This is a genomic window from Achromobacter animicus (assembly GCF_902859585.1).
Taxonomy (GTDB): domain Bacteria; phylum Pseudomonadota; class Gammaproteobacteria; order Burkholderiales; family Burkholderiaceae_B; genus Achromobacter; species Achromobacter animicus.
In genome coordinates this window covers 110676-125035 of the sequence record NZ_CADIJM010000009.1, presented here as the reverse complement: position 1 = coordinate 125035, position 14360 = coordinate 110676, and the positions used below count along the sequence as shown (strand labels likewise).

Below are 14360 nucleotides of genomic sequence, written 5' to 3'. Positions count from 1 at the left end.
GGTGGAGGCCTCCCATCCACGCGCTTGTGCTTGATACGTACGCAAAAAAGCCCGCCGAAGCGGGCTTTTTTGCGGCCAAGGGCCGGGGCCGGTCAGATCACGCGAGCATTCTGCAGCGCGGCGATGCGGGCCGGGATCGGCGGGTGCGAGGCGAACATGGCTGCCAGGCCGCCCTTGCCGGTGATGCCGGACGCTTCGAAGGACTTGGGCAGTTCGCCCGGTTCCAGGCCGCCCAGGCGCGCAAGGGCGCGGATCATCGGTTCGCGGGCGCCCATCAGGTGGGCCGAGCCGGCGTCGGCGCGGTATTCGCGCTGGCGCGAGAACCAGGCCACGATGATCGAGGCCAGGACGCCGAAGATGATTTCACAGACCAGCACCGTGACGAAGTAGCCCGGGCCGATGCCGCGTTCGTTCTTGAACACGACGCGGTCGATGAAGTAGCCGACCACGCGCGCCAGGAAGATGACGAAAGTGTTCACCACGCCCTGGATCAGGGTCAGGGTGACCATGTCGCCGTTGGCGATGTGCGCGACTTCGTGCGCCAGCACGGCTGCGACTTCCTCTTCGGACATGCTTTCCAGGAGGCCCGTCGACACGGCGACCAGCGAGTCGTTCTTGAACGCGCCGGTGGCAAACGCGTTGGGGGCGCCTTCGTAGATGGCGACTTCGGGGCGGCCGATGCCGGCGCGGTCTGCCAGTTGGTGGACCGTGTCGACCAGCCAGGCTTCGCGCTGGTTGCGGGGCGCGTTGGGGTCCAGCACCTGCGCGCCGGTGCTCCACTTGGCCATCGGCTTGCTCATGAGGAGCGAGATGATGGCGCCGGTGAAGCCAACCACGACCGAGAAGATCAGGAGCGCGTTGAAGTTGATCCCGTTGGCCGTGATGACACGGTCCACGCCCAGGATGCGCAGCGTGGCCGACAGCACGAGCATGACGGCCAGGTTGGTGATGACGAACAGAACAATGCGTTTCATGTTTTTTTATTCCTCTGCGAGCGGCAAATACCCGGATTTCGACATCGCGGGGCCTCGCCAGTTCCCCGACTCGCCGGCTCCGCTCCGGGTGACGGAGAGTATAGTATCGCTTTCCCTTATTCCATCCCCCCCTTTTCCCTTAGCGTAGACCCGCATGCAGGCACTTTGGATGTTGGTGGCGTCCGCCATGTTCGCCATCATGGGGTCGTTCGTGAAGCTCGGCACCGAACACGGCGCGTCGCTGCCGCAGGTCGTGCTCTTTCGCGGCCTGCCGTCGGTGATCCTGTTGCTGATCTGGGCGCGCGCCGGCCGCCAGTCCATCATTCCCACGAGCTGGAAGCTGCACATCTGGCGCAACCTGTCCGGCGTCACATCGATGTGGCTGGGCTTTTTTGCCATCTCCCATCTGCCGCTGGCCACGGCCACCAGCCTGAACTACACGGCGCCGCTGTTCATCGCCTGTTGGATGCTGGGGTGGGGCGGGGCGCAACGCGATCCGGTGCGGATCCTGGCCGTGGCGCTGGGGTTTATGGGCGTGATTGCCGTGCTGCGGCCCAGCATCAACGAAGACCAGTGGCTTGCCGCCTTGCTCGGCATGGGGGCGGGCGCCATGTCCGCCATCGCGATGATGCAGATCCGCCAGCTGGGCCGCATCGGCGAACCCGAATGGCGCACGGTGCTGTTCTTCTCGGTCGCGGTGTGCGCGTCCAGCGGCGCCGGACTGGCGTTTGAAGGCTGGGGCTATGCGGACTGGACCGGTTATCTTTCGCTGCTGGGCGTGGGCGTCGCGGGGCTGTTTGGCCAGTTGGCCATGACCCGGGCGTTCGGCATGGGGTCGGCGCTGCTGACCGCCGCCCTGCAGTACAGCACCATCATTTTTGCGGCGCTGATCGGCATGGGCTTCTGGGGCGACCATCTGGACGTCGTGGCCTGGGCCGGCATGGGCCTCATCATCTTCGCGGGCCTGCTGTCGGTGTGGCGCACCATGCGCGATCCCAAGCCGGTCTGAACCCAGCATCCGCCGAATTCCACAGGAGCCCCCTCGCATGACGACGACCCTGATCTCCGCCGCTGACCTGGCCGCGCGTTTGGATACGCCCGACGTGCGCGTGTTCGACGTGCGCCACGATTTGACCAACCACGCGGCGGGCCGCCAGGCCTATGACGCGGGCCACATTCCCGGCGCCCGCTACCTGGATCATGAAACCGAGCTGGCCGCCGCGAAGACGGGCAAGAACGGCCGCCATCCGCTGCCGGACCGCGCCCAGTTCGGCGCGCTGATGGCCGCCCACGGCGTGACCCCCAGCACGCTGGTCGTGGCGTACGACGCCAGCGGCGGCATGTATGCGGCGCACCTGTGGTGGATGCTGCGGTGGCTGGGCCATGACCAGGTCGCCGTGCTGGACGGCGGATGGCAAGCCTGGACGGCCGCTGGCCTGCCCGTCAGCCATGACGCGGCGCCCGCCGTGCAGCCGGGCAAGCCGGTCGAGCCAGGCGCACCGCTGGCCGGCACGGTGGATGCCCAGACGGTGCTGGCCAACATCGCCCAGCCGGCCTTCACCGTGATCGACGCGCGCGCCGCCAATCGCTATCGCGGCGAAGTGGAACCGATGGACCCGGTGGCCGGCCATATCCCCGGCGCGCTGAACCGCCCGAACGGCGAAAATCTGCAGCCGGACGGCCGCTTCAAGTCAGCCGACGCGCTGCGCGCGGAATTCGGCGCGCTTCTGGCGGGGCGCGATCCGGCGTCCATCGTCCACCAGTGCGGCTCGGGCATCACCGCCTGCCACAACCTGCTGTCGATGGAAATCGCCGGCCTGTCCGGTTCCCGCCTGTATCCGGGTTCCTGGAGCGAATGGTGCAGCGATCCCGCCCGGCCGGTGGCCAAGGGCGAATGAACGACAAAAGCCAGGGCGCACACCCTGGCTTTTTTCATGGTCGCGGGCGGGCAGTTACCAGACCGCGGCCAGCTTGACGCGTCCAGACACGCTTTCGGCGATTTCCAGGAAGTGATCGAGCGGCGGCGTGGCCAGCCCCGGCACCTTGGCCATGTCGTCCCACCGCCGCAGGCGGATCGCGTCGGGCGCGCCGGGCATGCTGGCGAAGTCCACCGCCTGGCCGGCGTCGAAACTGCCGCCCTGCAGTGCCAGGCTGCGGCGCGAATCCTCGGACAGCCTCGCTTCGTACTGCGGTTCGACATAGCAGAGGTAGCGCTTGGCCTCGACGTGCAGGCGGATGGGATCCAGCACGGCGGCGCTGAACAAGCCGCGCAGGAAGGGCAGCACGAAATACTGATGCTTGTCGTCGATGCCGCGCAGCGTCGGCGTGCCGGGCCGATCGGCGATCAGGTGGCCCAGGTCATGCAGCAGGCACGCCGTGATGAGATGGGCGTTGGCGCCGTTCTGTTCGGCGAGCGTCGCCGTCTGCAGCGCGTGCCGCAGATGGCTGACGGATTCGCCATGATAGGAACGGTGCCCGCGTTCCAGGAAAAGCTGTTCGATATCCTGCAGGGTCAAGGCCATGGTTGTCTCCTGAGTGGCCGCAAGGGGAAGAGGCGGGCAGTGACCGCAACGGTCAGCCGGCTGCCGGCGCCATCTCCAGAAAGCGCGCGATAAGCTGCACCGGTTGGCGCTCGCGCAGGCAGTACAGGTACTCATTCATCACGATGCCGGCGTCTTCGATGTCGAGGGCTGCCAGATCGGGGTGGGACGGGATTTCGCGTGACGGGATCAGGCTGATGCCCAGCTCGCACAGGATGGCTTGGCGGATCGACTCGCGGCTGCCAATCTCCAGCGTGCGGCGCACGGTGACGCCGGCGGCTTGCAGCGCCTCTTCCGTCAGGTGGCGCGTCATGGAACCCGGCTCGCGCAGCAGCAGCGCATAGTCCGCCAGATCGGCAAGGCGCACCTGCCCGCGCCGGGCCAGCGGATGTGTCCGGTGCACCACCACGCGGATCGGGTCCGCGGCGATCTTGCGCCGGTATAGGTGCTTGTCATCCATCAGAAAGGAAGACGTGGCAATCTCGATGCGGTAATCCTGCAGCGCCCGGAGCATCGACTGCGAATTGCCGATCGTGACGGTCAGGTCGATGCCGGGATAGCGCTGGTTGTAGCGCCGCACGGTGTCCATGATGTAGTACGGGCCGGTCGCGCCGATGCGCAGGTTGCCCTCGCGCAGATCGCTCGCGTCGCGCAGCCGGAAGTCGATCTCGGTCTCCTGCTGCACCAGCTTCTCGACCATCGGCATCAGGTTCTGCCCGGCGTCCGACAACCGCATGCCGCGCCCCTGCCGGTGGAACAGTTCGATGCCGTAGCGCGATTCGAGCTGACGCAACTGCCCGGTCACCGTGGGCTGGCTCACGCCCAGTTGGGCGGCGGCCTTGGTGACGGTTCCGCAGCGGGCCACGGCATAGAAGGATTTGAGTTCGGCGACGAGCACGATCGGGGGCGAGGATTGGACGCAATGCGCAAGACCGCCAGTACACCAAAATAATTTGATGTTTTTATTACTGCATTTGCGCGAAGTGTCATAAACGCTCAATACGCCGATTCCATACTGCCTTCGTTCCCAGACCGGAGGCCTCATGCCCCAACGCGATACCGCCTTTCTCTCCGTGCAGAATCTCGTCAAGCGATTCGGCACCCACACGGCGCTGGCCGATGTGTCGCTGGATATCCGCGCCGGAGAGCTGGTGTGTCTGCTGGGGCCGTCGGGTTGCGGCAAGACGACGCTGCTGCGTGCGATTGCCGGGCTGGAGCGCCAGGACAGCGGCACCATCGTGCTATCGGGCCGCGACATCTCCCATGCCGAGCCGCAGGCGCGCGACTACGGGATCCTGTTCCAGTCCTATGCGCTGTTTCCGAACCTGACCGTGGCCCAGAACGTGGCCTACGGCTTGAGCGGCAAGCGCGCCCACCGCAGCCACGTCGCCAGCCGCGTCGAGGAAATGCTGACGCTCGTGGGTCTGGCGGGCGCGTCGAACAAATATCCCGGCCAGATATCGGGCGGCCAGCAGCAGCGCGTGGCGCTGGCGCGCGCGTTGGCGCCGTCGCCGTCCCTGCTGTTGCTGGACGAACCCATGTCCGCGCTGGATGCGCGGGTGCGTGAACACCTGCGCATCGAACTGCGTGCGCTGCAAAAGCGCCTGTCCATCACCACGCTCATGGTGACGCATGACCAGGAAGAGGCCATGGTGATGGCCGACCGCATCGCCGTGATGAACGGCGGCGTCATCGAACAGTACGGCACGCCGCGCGAACTGTATCGTCAGCCGGGATCGGCCTTCATCGCCGATTTCGTCGGCGAGGCCAACTGGCTGCCGTTTGAACGCATCGACACCCACCGCGCCCGCGTTGGCCGCCAGGAGCTGGCGGTGGACGCCGCGCTGGACGCTGGCTCGGGCAAGCTTTTCGTGCGGCCCGAGGCCGTGCGCGTTTCCATGGCCAAGCCGGAAGCGCCGAACGCCATGCTGGCCGACGTGCTGGATGGCGTGTTCCTGGGTCGCAGTTATCGCCTCGCCCTGCGCCTGGAAGGCGTGCCCGGCGCCACGGTCCATTCCATCGTGTCCCCTGAAACCGGAGACGCCCTGCTGGGCGCTCACGCTGCCGGCCGTTGCTGGGTGGAGCTGCCGCGCCATGCGATACGCGCCTACGCTTGATCCTGCCGTGAACAATTCCCGCGCCATCGGCCAGCCCGCTGCGGTTTCCGCTGCGCCCGCGGTTCCCGCATCCGCGCCGCTGCCCGCCTTGGGACGCCGTCCGTTGCCCGCGTGGGTCGGCGCGCTGGGCCTGGCGTTGGGGCAAGGCGGCCTGGCGCTTGGCCTTCTGCTTTTCCTGGCGTTGCCCTTGGCGGCGATCCTGCTCAAATCGGTCACGGACGCTGACGGCGGCTGGGCGGGCCTGTCGGTCATAGCCAGCATCATCAGCGCCGACGGCTTCATGGACATGGTCGGGCGCAGCCTGGCGGTGGGCGTCGTGACGACCCTGCTGGTGGTGCCGTGCGCGTACGGTTTTGCGTATGGCCTCACCCGCACCCGCCTGCCGGGCAAGGGCCTGCTGCGCACGATCGCGCTGCTGCCGCTGCTGGCGCCGTCGCTGCTGCCTGGCATTGCGTTGGTCTACCTGCTTGGCAATCAGGGCCTGCTCAAGGGCCTGACCGGCGGCGCCACCATCTACGGCTTCTGGGGCATCGTCGTGGGCGAGGCCTTCTACACGTTTCCGCATGCGCTCATGATTTTGCTGACCGGCCTGGCGCTGGCAGATGGGCGCCTGTATGACGCCGCACGCGCCATGGGCGCGGGGCCGTGGCGCACCTTCATGACGGTCACGCTGCCCGGCACGCGCTATGCGGTGTTCTCGGCCTGCTGCGTGGTGTTCACGCTGACCGTCACGGACTTCGGCGTGCCCAAGGTGGTGGGCGGCGATTACAACGTGCTGGCGATGGAAGCCTACAAGGCGGTGGTGGGGCAGCAGAATTTCCCGAAGGGGGCGGCGATTGGCATCCTGCTCCTGCTGCCGGCGCTGCTGACCTTCGTGCTGGACCGCCGCTTGCGTGCCCGTCAGGGCGCCCAGATGAGCGGCCGCGCGCAGCCTTACGCGGCCGGCGTGAACGGCCGGCGCGACGCGGCGTTCCTGGCGCTGGCGGGCGTGATGGCGGCCTTCCTGCTGCTGATCATCGGCGTGGCGGTCTGGGCCTCGTTCGTGAAGATGTGGCCGTACAACCTGTCGATGTCGCTGCGTTCGTACGACTTCGACAACATGGACGGCGGCGGCTGGCTCGCCTGGCGCAACAGCCTCCAACTCGCGTTCTGCACCGCGCTCGTCGGAACCCTGGTGGTCTTTGTCGGCGCGTGGATGATGGAGAAGGTGCCGGCGCGCAGCACGATGGCGCGCGGCCTGCGCGGCGTGGCCGGCATGCTGGCGCTGATGCCGATGGCCGTGCCGGGGCTGGTGCTGGGCCTGGGCTACATCTTCTTCTTCAACAGCGTGTCGAACCCGCTGAACGTGCTGTACGGCACGATGCCGCTGCTCGTGCTGTGCACGGTGGTGCACTTCTATACCAGCGCCCACCTGACGGCCGCCACCGCGCTCAATGCGCTGGACCCGGAGTTCGAGGCCGCCTCCGCGTCGCTGAAGGTGCCGCGCCTGACGACCTTTTTGCGCGTGACGCTGCCGATGTGCCTGCCCGCGGCGCTGGACGTGGCCCGCTACCTGTTCGTGTCCGCCATGACGACCGTGTCGGCGGTGGTGTTTCTGTACAGCCCGTCCACGGTGCTGGCCGCGGTCGCCGTGCTGAACATGGACGACGCCGGCTTCATCGGCCCGGCCGCCGCCATGTGCACGGTCATCATGGCCAGTTCCGCCGTCGCCGCGCTGATCCTGCACCTGGCGAGCCGCGCCCTGGTGGCGCGCACCCAGGCCTGGCGGCGCCCGGCGTCCCGCTGACCGATCATTTTTCCAGGATGACTTTCATGACTGCTCAACCTTTGCCCGTCCGCCTAGAAGCGGTGATCTTCGACTGGGCCGGCACGCTGGTCGACTTCGGTTCCTTTGCCCCCACCAAGGTGTTCGTGGATGCGTTTGCGCAGTTCGGCATGGACGTGTCGCTGAAAGAAGCGCGCGGCCCGATGGGCATGGGCAAGTGGGATCACATCCGCACGCTGTGCGACCAGCCCGCCATTGCCAGCCAGTACCAGGCCCGCTTCGGCCGCTTGCCGAGCGACGACGACGTCACCGCCATCTACGAGCGTTTCCTGCCGATGCAGCTGGAAAAAGTGGCGCAGTACTCGGCCGCCATTCCGGGTGCCGCCGAGGTGATGCGCGCCTTGCGCGCGCGCGGACTGACGATCGGATCGTGCTCCGGCTATCCCGCCAGCGTGATGGGCCGCGTGGTCGAACGCGCCGCCACCGAGGACCTGACGCCCGACTGCATCGTCGCCAGCGATGAAGTGCCGCGTGCGCGTCCCGCGCCCGCCATGGCCTTGAAGAATGTGGTGGAGCTTGGCTTGTCCGACGTGGCCGGCTGCATCAAGGTCGACGACACCGCGCCCGGCATCGAAGAGGGCCGCCGCGCCGGCATGTGGACCGTGGGGCTGCTGCTGTCCGGCAACGCCGCGGGCCTGACGCTGGACGAATACAAGGGCCTTTCCGAACCCGCCCGCGACGCGGCACGCGATGCTGCCCGCGCGGAACTGAATCCGGCCGGTCCGCACTACCTGATCGACACGGTGGCCGACCTGCCGGCCGTGGTCGACGACATCGAAGCCCGACTGTCGCGAGGCGACCGCCCCTGAACTAGACGCTGCCGCCCGGCGTGCCGGGCCACCCATAGACCTTTGACTCACCACGATCCGCAGCCGGCAGCCGCCGGCCGTGGGGACCTCGTTCACCCTGCTTTTCCGCTCACTCACGGAGTTGTTCATGAATCGCTACAAGCTGCTTGCACTGGCCGCCGCCCTGACGGGCGTGATGAGCGCCGCCTCGGCCGAGACCACGCTGACCGTCTACACGGCGCTGGAAGCCGACCAGATCAAGGCCTATCAGGCCGCCTTCGAAAAGGCCAACCCCGACATCAAGATCCAGTGGGTGCGCGACTCCACCGGCATCATCGCCGCCAAGCTGCTGGCCGAAAAGAACAACCCGAAGGCCGACGTGATCTGGGGTCTGGCCGGCACGGCGCTGGGCCTGATGGACAAGGAAGGCATGCTGCAGCCCTACGCCCCGAAGGGCCTGGACCAGATCGCCGCCAACATGCGCGACGCCAAGGCCGAACCGGCCTGGGTCGGCATGGACGGCTACGCAGCCGCCATCTGCTTCAACACGATCGAAGCCGAAAAGCAGAAGCTGCCCAAGCCCACGTCGTGGCAGGATCTGACCAAGCCGGTGTACGCCGGCAAGATCGTCATGCCGAACCCGGCCTCGTCCGGCACGGGCTTCCTGGACGTTAGCGCCTGGCTACAGATCTTCGGTGAAGAAAAGGGCTGGGCCTATATGGACGCCCTGCACAAGAACATCGGCTCGTACACGCACTCGGGTTCCAAGCCGTGCAACATGGCTGCCGCCGGCGAATTCCCGATCGGCATCTCGTTCGACTACCGCGCCGCCAAGCTGAAGGCCGACGGCGCGCCGGTCGAAGCCGTGTTCCCGTCGGAAGGCCTGGGCTGGGAAGTCGAAGCCACCGCCATCATGAAGGGCACCAAGAACCTCGACGCCGCCCGCAAGCTGGCTGACTTCTCGGCAAGCCGCGAAGCCAACGAGCTGTACAAGGCCAACTTCGCAGTGCTGGCGATCCCGTCGATTGCGACCGCCAATCCCAACCTGCCGGCCGATCTGACCTCGCGCATGATCAAGAACGACTTCACGTGGGCCGCAACGAACCGCGACCGCATCATTGCCGAGTGGACGAAGCGCTACGACGGCAAGTCCGAGCCGAAGAAGAAGTAATTCCTGACCCACCGCGGCGGCAGCGCGCCGCCGCGCATCGGGAGACCCGCGGGGGTCTCCCCGACATTCCTCTCGCAGTAGTTCAAAAATGAAGACTTACGACGTAATCGTGGTGGGCGCGGGCATGCTCGGCATCGCGCATGCCTGGGCGGCCGCCAAGCGCGGCCTGTCCGTGGCCGTCATCGAGCGCAGCCGCCAGGCGCACGGCGCGACGATCCGCAACTTCGGCCAGGTCATCGTGACGGGCCAGGCGCCCGGCACGATGCTGTCGCACGCGCAGCAGTCCCGCGAGCTGTGGCTCGATCTGGCGGACAAGGCGGGTTTTCATGTGCGTGCCAATGGCGCGCTGGTGCTGGCGCGCAATGCCGACGAGGCCGACGTGTTGCGGGAATTCGCGGACATGCGGCTGCGGCAGGAAGGGTACCGTGCCGACCTGCTGTCGGCTCGCGAGGTGGGGGCGCTGTACAACGGCCAGCTGGCCCACCACTGCCTGGCGCTGCGCGGCCACGATGACCTGCAGATCTATTCGCGCGAGGCGCTGCCGGCCATCACGCACTATCTGCAGTCCTCGCTGGGCATCGACTTCATCACGGGAACCCTGGCGCGCGCCGTGGAGAACGGCGAAGTCAGCACCTCGGCGGGCGACTTCAAGGCGTCGCATGTGTTCGTGTGTCCCGGCCACGATTACCTGACCCTGTTGCCCGAACAGTTCGCGCCGCTGAACCTGGAGGTCACGCGCCTGCAGATGCTGCGTGCGGTGTTCGACGGCGCGCCCGTTGCGCTGGACCGGCCGCTGCTCACCGGCCTGTCCTGCGTGCATTACGGCGCCTTCTCGGACCTGCCGACGGCGCAGACGCTGCGCGGCGTGATCCAGGCGCGTACGCCGATGCTGCTGGAAAACGGCATCCACCTGCTGATCAGTCCCACGCCGTACGGCGAACTGATCATCGGCGACTCGCACCAGTACGGGCAGGACGCATTGCCATTCAACGACGAAGCCGTCGACAACGCCATGCTGGATCTGGCCTCGCAGGCGCTGGGTGCGCGGCTGCGCGTGGTCGAGCGGTGGCAAGGCGTCTACGGCGCGCACGGACCGGCGCCGTTTTCCGTGCTGCCGGTGGACGCGGCCACCACGGTGGCGGTCATGCACTCTGGCGTCGGCATGACGGTGGGGTTGGCGATCGGCGAACGGACGGTGGCGGGCGTCACGGGACGCTGAACCCGAGCTGCCCCTGGACGAAAAAAGGGCCTTGCGATCCGTAAAGGATGTCGCAAGGCCCTTTTGTCATGCGGGCTGAGGCGGTGGGGACTACACCGACTGCATGATGCGGCGGTACCACTCGTGGAAGTGCTGCATGCCGTCTTCCATGGGCGACTGGTAGGGACCGGTCTCGTTCACGCCGCGCAGCATCAACGCCTTGCGGCCGGCATCCATGCGTTCGGCGATCTCGTCGTCCTCGATGGCCGTTTCCATGTAGGCCGCGCGCTGCGCCTCGACGAACTCGCGCTCAAACGCAGCGATTTCCTCGGGGTAGTAGAACTCGACCACGTTGACCGTTTCCTGCGGGCCCTTCGGGTACAGCGTGGACAGCACCAGCACGTGCGGATAGAGCTCGATCATGTGGGTCGGGAAGTACGTGACCCACACGGCGCCGAAGTCGGGGGCGTCGCCTTCGCGGAACGACAGCAGGCGGTCGTGCCACTGCTTGTACACGTCCGAACCCGGCTGCGCCAGCGCATTGTGCACGCCCACCTTCTGCAGGCTGTACCAGTCGTTGAACTCCCAGGTCAGGTCGTCGCACGTGACGAAACGCCCCAGTCCGGGATGGAACGGGCCGACGTGGTAGTCCTCGAGGTAGACCTCGATGAAGGTCTTCCAGTTGTAGTTGCACTGATGCACTTCAACGTGGTCCAGCACGTAGTCGCCGAAGTCGAACTCGGGGCGCCCGAACAGCGGCGCCATGTCGGCAGCCGGGTCGCGCGGGCCTTCGAAGAGCAGCCCGTGGCAATCGCGCAGGCGGAACTTCTGCAGATTCATGCAGGGCGTGGTTTCGAACTGCGGCGCGCCCAACAACTCGCCTTGGTTGTTGTACGTCCAGCGGTGCAGCGGGCAGACGATGTTGCCGCCAGTTGCCTTCAGGTTGCCGTGCGTGTTGCAGTTGCCGGCCACGTTGCCGGCTTCGCCACCAAGCATCAATGCCTGACGGTGACGGCAGACATTTGAGATGAGTTCGACGCCATGCTGGTTGCGAACCAGCGAGCGCCCTCCGTTTTCCTGGACCAACGTACGCCAATCCCCGATTTCGGGCACCAATTTCTGGTGGCCGACGTACAGCGAGGATTGCTTGAAAATGAGTTCTTGCTCGCGGGCAAAGAGGGCTTCGTCAAAATAAGCGCTGACGGGTAGCTGGGTGCGAGCCGGCACGACATGTGCCATCCGACCGATGTCGGTCATGATTCCCTCCGCTCGGATAAAAAAGCCAGGACGGTTTGAGCCTTGCCAGGCGCTTTTGTTCAAGTCCAGGTCCCTCGCGGTGTGTGCCGGGGGCCTTGTTCGTGAATTCGAGCCTGGTTGAATCCGTACTGGCGCGAAGAAAAATCGGTGTCTGGCCGATCAAATAAGCCGTGAATTGTACCCCAAGGGCTTGTACGACGCCCGTGGCAAAAGGGCAGGCCATTCGCGTGAATCCCGGGGTGGGTTTGACCGCGCGCAAACCGCGATTAACCCTTTATTCCGTAGGTCTTTCAGACGAGCCGGCGGGTGGCCGGATGACGCCTGAGCAACCAGCTGCTGGCGGCCGACAAGGCGAACACCATCATCGTCAGGAGCGGCACCACCCACGCATCGCGGTCCTGGCCCGAAAAAGCCCCGACGCGGCGCGCGACATCCAGGAAGACGGGATGGATGAGATAGACGCCAAACGTCAACGGGGCCAGCGCTGCAAGCCTTGGCAATCGCGGCGAGGACACGATCCATTGGAACGCAGCCAGCGACATGAACGGCACCGTCAGGCTGAAGTAGTCGTAGAAGTAGGTGTCCAGCACGTGGCCGTTGGACATGACGGTCACGCCCCACGCGGTCGCGGCCACGGTGGCGGCCAGCATCAGGCCCGGGCGCGGAACGCGCATCTCGCCATCGAAGATCAGACGGCCGGCGACGAAGTAGCCCAGGTAAGGCAGGAACCACGTCAGGAAAAAGCCATGCGGCGCGCCGAGCGCGCGGCGGTACAGGGCGTCAAGGATCGCCACGCCCAGGATGCCGACGACCCACAGCGCGCGCGCCTTCGGCGTGCTGCGCACATACAGCACGCGGACCAGCGGCGCGAACAGGTACAGGCCCACGATCATGTACAGGTACCAGAGGTGGTAGTAAGGCTCGCCCTGCGCGACCTTGCGCGGCCAGAACGAAAAATCGATGCGGCCGTCGTCCCACCAGTCCAGCCCCGTGCGCCATGCCAGGTAGAAGAGCGTCCAGAACAGCAGCGGGGCCAGGATGCGCGCAAGACGGCGGCTGTAGAAGCGGCGCGCGTCCTGGGGCTTGTCGGGGTCGAGCAGCAGGGCGCCGCTCACCATCACGAAGACGGGCACGCACCAGCGTGCGGCGGAGTCGTACAGATTGGCGGCCAGCCATGCGCCGCGGCCGTGGGCGGCGGGATCGCTGACGATGAGTGCGGCGCTGTGCAGCAGAACGACGGCCAGCGCAGCCAGCCAGCGGGCTGAGTCCAGGCGGGCGTATCGGTCTTCGGTCTGAGGCATCGGGCTCCCGGAATGGTTCGGCGACTGCGCCTTACCTTAGCAGCGACGTGACGCCGATTTCTGTATCCAGGGGTTAGACCGCGCGTAAAAAACCGACAGGGCCGTGAGGGCGCTGTCGGGGGGAAAGGCATGCTCGCGGCAGGGCCGCGGGCACACCGGTCGCGGGCCGGCACTCCGCGAACGTTTTGTCACGAAACCGGCATGAAGGCAGGCTTACTGCAGGACGATGTTGGCCTGCTTGATGAGCTGCGACACGATGGGCTGCTCGGTCTTGATCTGCTTGTCCAGCTCGGCCGCCGTGCCCGAACGCGGGTCGATGCCCATGTCCAGCAGGCGCTTCTTCACCGCTTCGTCCTTCAGCGTTTCGGTCAGCGCGGCCTGCAGGCGCTCGACAACGGGTGCCGGCGTGCCCTTGGGGGCCACGAAGCTGAACCACGCGGTCATGTCGAACGCGGGATAGCCTTGCTCGGCCAGCGTGCTCACGTTGGGCTCGGTCGCCAGGCGCGTGGGGCTCGTGATCGCAAAGACCTTGACCTTGCCGGCGTCAGCCTGCGGCATGCCGGTCGCCACCATGTCGAAGAACAGGTCCACGTCGCCGCTGATCAGCGCGGGCAGGGCCTGCGTGGCGCCCTTGAAGGGCACATGCAGGATGTCGATGCCGGCGCGTTCCTTGAAGAGTTCGCCGGCCAGGTGCGACGACGTGCCCGGGCCGAAGGTCGCGAACGTCAGCTTGCCCGGATTCTGCTTGGCGTACGCCACCACGTCCTGCGTGCTGTTGAACGGCCGCTTGGGCGAGGACAGCAGAACCAGCGGGCCGACGCCCACCATGCCGATCTTGGCGAAGCTGTCCGGGTCGTAGGGCAGTTCCTTGTAGAGATAGCGGTTGGTCACCAGCGTCGAGTTGGTGGCCATGAGGATGGTGTAGCCGTCCGGCGCTTCGCGCGAGACATAGGCCGCCCCAATCGACGTGCCTGCGCCGGCCTTGTTTTCCACGATCATGGACTGGCCCAGGTTCTTGGCCATCCGCTCGGCCAGGACGCGCGTCAGCACGTCGGTGGCGCCGCCCGCCGGGAAGGGCGAGATCACCTTGATCGGGCGGGACGGATACGTATCGGCCTGGGCGCCCAGCGCGGCGGCGCTGAGCACCAGGGTGGCGAGCAGTTTGAAGCTGTTGCGAATCATGTTTTCC

The 14360-nt window shown here is 66.5% G+C and carries 13 protein-coding genes; 7 read left to right on the top strand and 6 right to left on the bottom strand.

Features of this window, described 5'->3' with window-relative positions:
• Positions 1 to 92: 92 nt before the first annotated feature.
• The gene (htpX, locus tag HV681_RS19950) at positions 93 to 974 is read right to left on the bottom strand and encodes a protease HtpX (RefSeq protein WP_056567464.1); all 882 of its coding nucleotides are present in this window, start codon (positions 972 to 974) and stop codon (positions 93 to 95) included.
• 154 nt (positions 975 to 1128) lie between these two features.
• On the opposite strand from htpX, the gene HV681_RS19945 reads away from it, so the two are divergent.
• Positions 1129 to 1983, top strand: a complete 855-nt coding sequence (locus HV681_RS19945; protein ID WP_175124678.1) for a DMT family transporter — start codon at positions 1129 to 1131, stop codon at positions 1981 to 1983.
• 37 nt (positions 1984 to 2020) lie between these two features.
• A complete protein-coding gene (locus tag HV681_RS19940) occupies positions 2021 to 2872 on the top strand; it encodes a sulfurtransferase (protein ID WP_175124677.1) in 852 nt (283 codons plus the stop codon).
• Between the two features lie 54 nt (positions 2873 to 2926).
• On the opposite strand, the gene HV681_RS19935 is transcribed toward HV681_RS19940, so the two are convergent.
• Both HV681_RS19935 and HV681_RS19930 read right to left on the bottom strand, forming a co-directional pair.
• A complete protein-coding gene (locus HV681_RS19935; protein ID WP_175124676.1) occupies positions 2927 to 3496 on the bottom strand; it encodes a phosphonate degradation HD-domain oxygenase in 570 nt (189 codons plus the stop codon).
• A gap of 52 nt (positions 3497 to 3548) precedes the next feature.
• Positions 3549 to 4412, bottom strand: a complete 864-nt coding sequence (locus HV681_RS19930; RefSeq protein ID WP_175124675.1) for a LysR family transcriptional regulator — start codon at positions 4410 to 4412, stop codon at positions 3549 to 3551.
• Positions 4413 to 4557: 145 nt separating this feature from the next.
• Between HV681_RS19930 and HV681_RS19925 the strand changes: the two genes are divergently transcribed.
• The 5 genes from HV681_RS19925 to HV681_RS19905 all read left to right on the top strand — a co-directional run bounded on the left by HV681_RS19925 (position 4558) and on the right by HV681_RS19905 (position 10634).
• Entirely contained in the window at positions 4558 to 5631 is a 1074-nt protein-coding gene (locus HV681_RS19925) for a putative 2-aminoethylphosphonate ABC transporter ATP-binding protein (RefSeq protein WP_175124674.1), read from the top strand.
• The gene (locus HV681_RS19920) at positions 5609 to 7417 is read left to right on the top strand and encodes a putative 2-aminoethylphosphonate ABC transporter permease subunit (RefSeq protein WP_254595025.1); all 1809 of its coding nucleotides are present in this window, start codon (positions 5609 to 5611) and stop codon (positions 7415 to 7417) included. Before HV681_RS19925 ends, HV681_RS19920 begins: the two co-directional genes overlap by 23 nt.
• Positions 7418 to 7434: 17 nt before the next feature.
• A complete protein-coding gene (phnX, locus tag HV681_RS19915; RefSeq protein WP_414631980.1) occupies positions 7435 to 8265 on the top strand; it encodes a phosphonoacetaldehyde hydrolase in 831 nt (276 codons plus the stop codon).
• A 127-nt stretch (positions 8266 to 8392) separates the two neighbouring features.
• Complete coding sequence (locus HV681_RS19910; protein ID WP_175124672.1) at positions 8393 to 9415, top strand: putative 2-aminoethylphosphonate ABC transporter substrate-binding protein; 1023 nt, start codon at positions 8393 to 8395, stop codon at positions 9413 to 9415.
• Positions 9416 to 9503: 88 nt separating this feature from the next.
• Entirely contained in the window at positions 9504 to 10634 is a 1131-nt protein-coding gene (locus HV681_RS19905) for a TIGR03364 family FAD-dependent oxidoreductase (protein WP_175124671.1), read from the top strand.
• 90 nt (positions 10635 to 10724) lie between these two features.
• Here the strand turns inward: HV681_RS19905 and HV681_RS19900 are convergent, their stop codons facing one another.
• The 3 genes from HV681_RS19900 to HV681_RS19890 all read right to left on the bottom strand — a co-directional run bounded on the left by HV681_RS19900 (position 10725) and on the right by HV681_RS19890 (position 14353).
• Positions 10725 to 11870, bottom strand: coding sequence for an aromatic ring-hydroxylating oxygenase subunit alpha (locus HV681_RS19900; RefSeq protein ID WP_175124670.1), 1146 nt, complete (start codon positions 11868 to 11870; stop codon positions 10725 to 10727).
• Positions 11871 to 12160: 290 nt separating this feature from the next.
• The gene (locus HV681_RS19895) at positions 12161 to 13171 is read right to left on the bottom strand and encodes an acyltransferase (RefSeq protein WP_175124669.1); all 1011 of its coding nucleotides are present in this window, start codon (positions 13169 to 13171) and stop codon (positions 12161 to 12163) included.
• 213 nt (positions 13172 to 13384) lie between these two features.
• Positions 13385 to 14353: a Bug family tripartite tricarboxylate transporter substrate binding protein gene (locus HV681_RS19890; RefSeq protein ID WP_175124668.1), complete on the bottom strand. Its 969-nt coding sequence runs from the start codon at positions 14351 to 14353 to the stop codon at positions 13385 to 13387.
• Positions 14354 to 14360 lie beyond the last annotated feature (7 nt).

Coding starts and splice junctions, on each gene's coding strand:
- HV681_RS19945 (WP_175124678.1), top strand. CDS start 1,129: ATGCAGGCACTTTGGATGTTGGTGGCGTCCGCCATGTTCGCCATCATG.
- HV681_RS19900 (WP_175124670.1), bottom strand. CDS start 11,870: ATGACCGACATCGGTCGGATGGCACATGTCGTGCCGGCTCGCACCCAG.
- HV681_RS19940 (WP_175124677.1), top strand. CDS start 2,021: ATGACGACGACCCTGATCTCCGCCGCTGACCTGGCCGCGCGTTTGGAT.
- HV681_RS19925 (WP_175124674.1), top strand. CDS start 4,558: ATGCCCCAACGCGATACCGCCTTTCTCTCCGTGCAGAATCTCGTCAAG.
- HV681_RS19920 (WP_254595025.1), top strand. CDS start 5,609: ATGCGATACGCGCCTACGCTTGATCCTGCCGTGAACAATTCCCGCGCC.
- HV681_RS19895 (WP_175124669.1), bottom strand. CDS start 13,171: ATGCCTCAGACCGAAGACCGATACGCCCGCCTGGACTCAGCCCGCTGG.
- htpX (WP_056567464.1), bottom strand. CDS start 974: ATGAAACGCATTGTTCTGTTCGTCATCACCAACCTGGCCGTCATGCTC.
- HV681_RS19905 (WP_175124671.1), top strand. CDS start 9,504: ATGAAGACTTACGACGTAATCGTGGTGGGCGCGGGCATGCTCGGCATC.
- HV681_RS19910 (WP_175124672.1), top strand. CDS start 8,393: ATGAATCGCTACAAGCTGCTTGCACTGGCCGCCGCCCTGACGGGCGTG.
- HV681_RS19935 (WP_175124676.1), bottom strand. CDS start 3,496: ATGGCCTTGACCCTGCAGGATATCGAACAGCTTTTCCTGGAACGCGGG.
- phnX (WP_414631980.1), top strand. CDS start 7,435: ATGACTTTCATGACTGCTCAACCTTTGCCCGTCCGCCTAGAAGCGGTG.
- HV681_RS19890 (WP_175124668.1), bottom strand. CDS start 14,353: ATGATTCGCAACAGCTTCAAACTGCTCGCCACCCTGGTGCTCAGCGCC.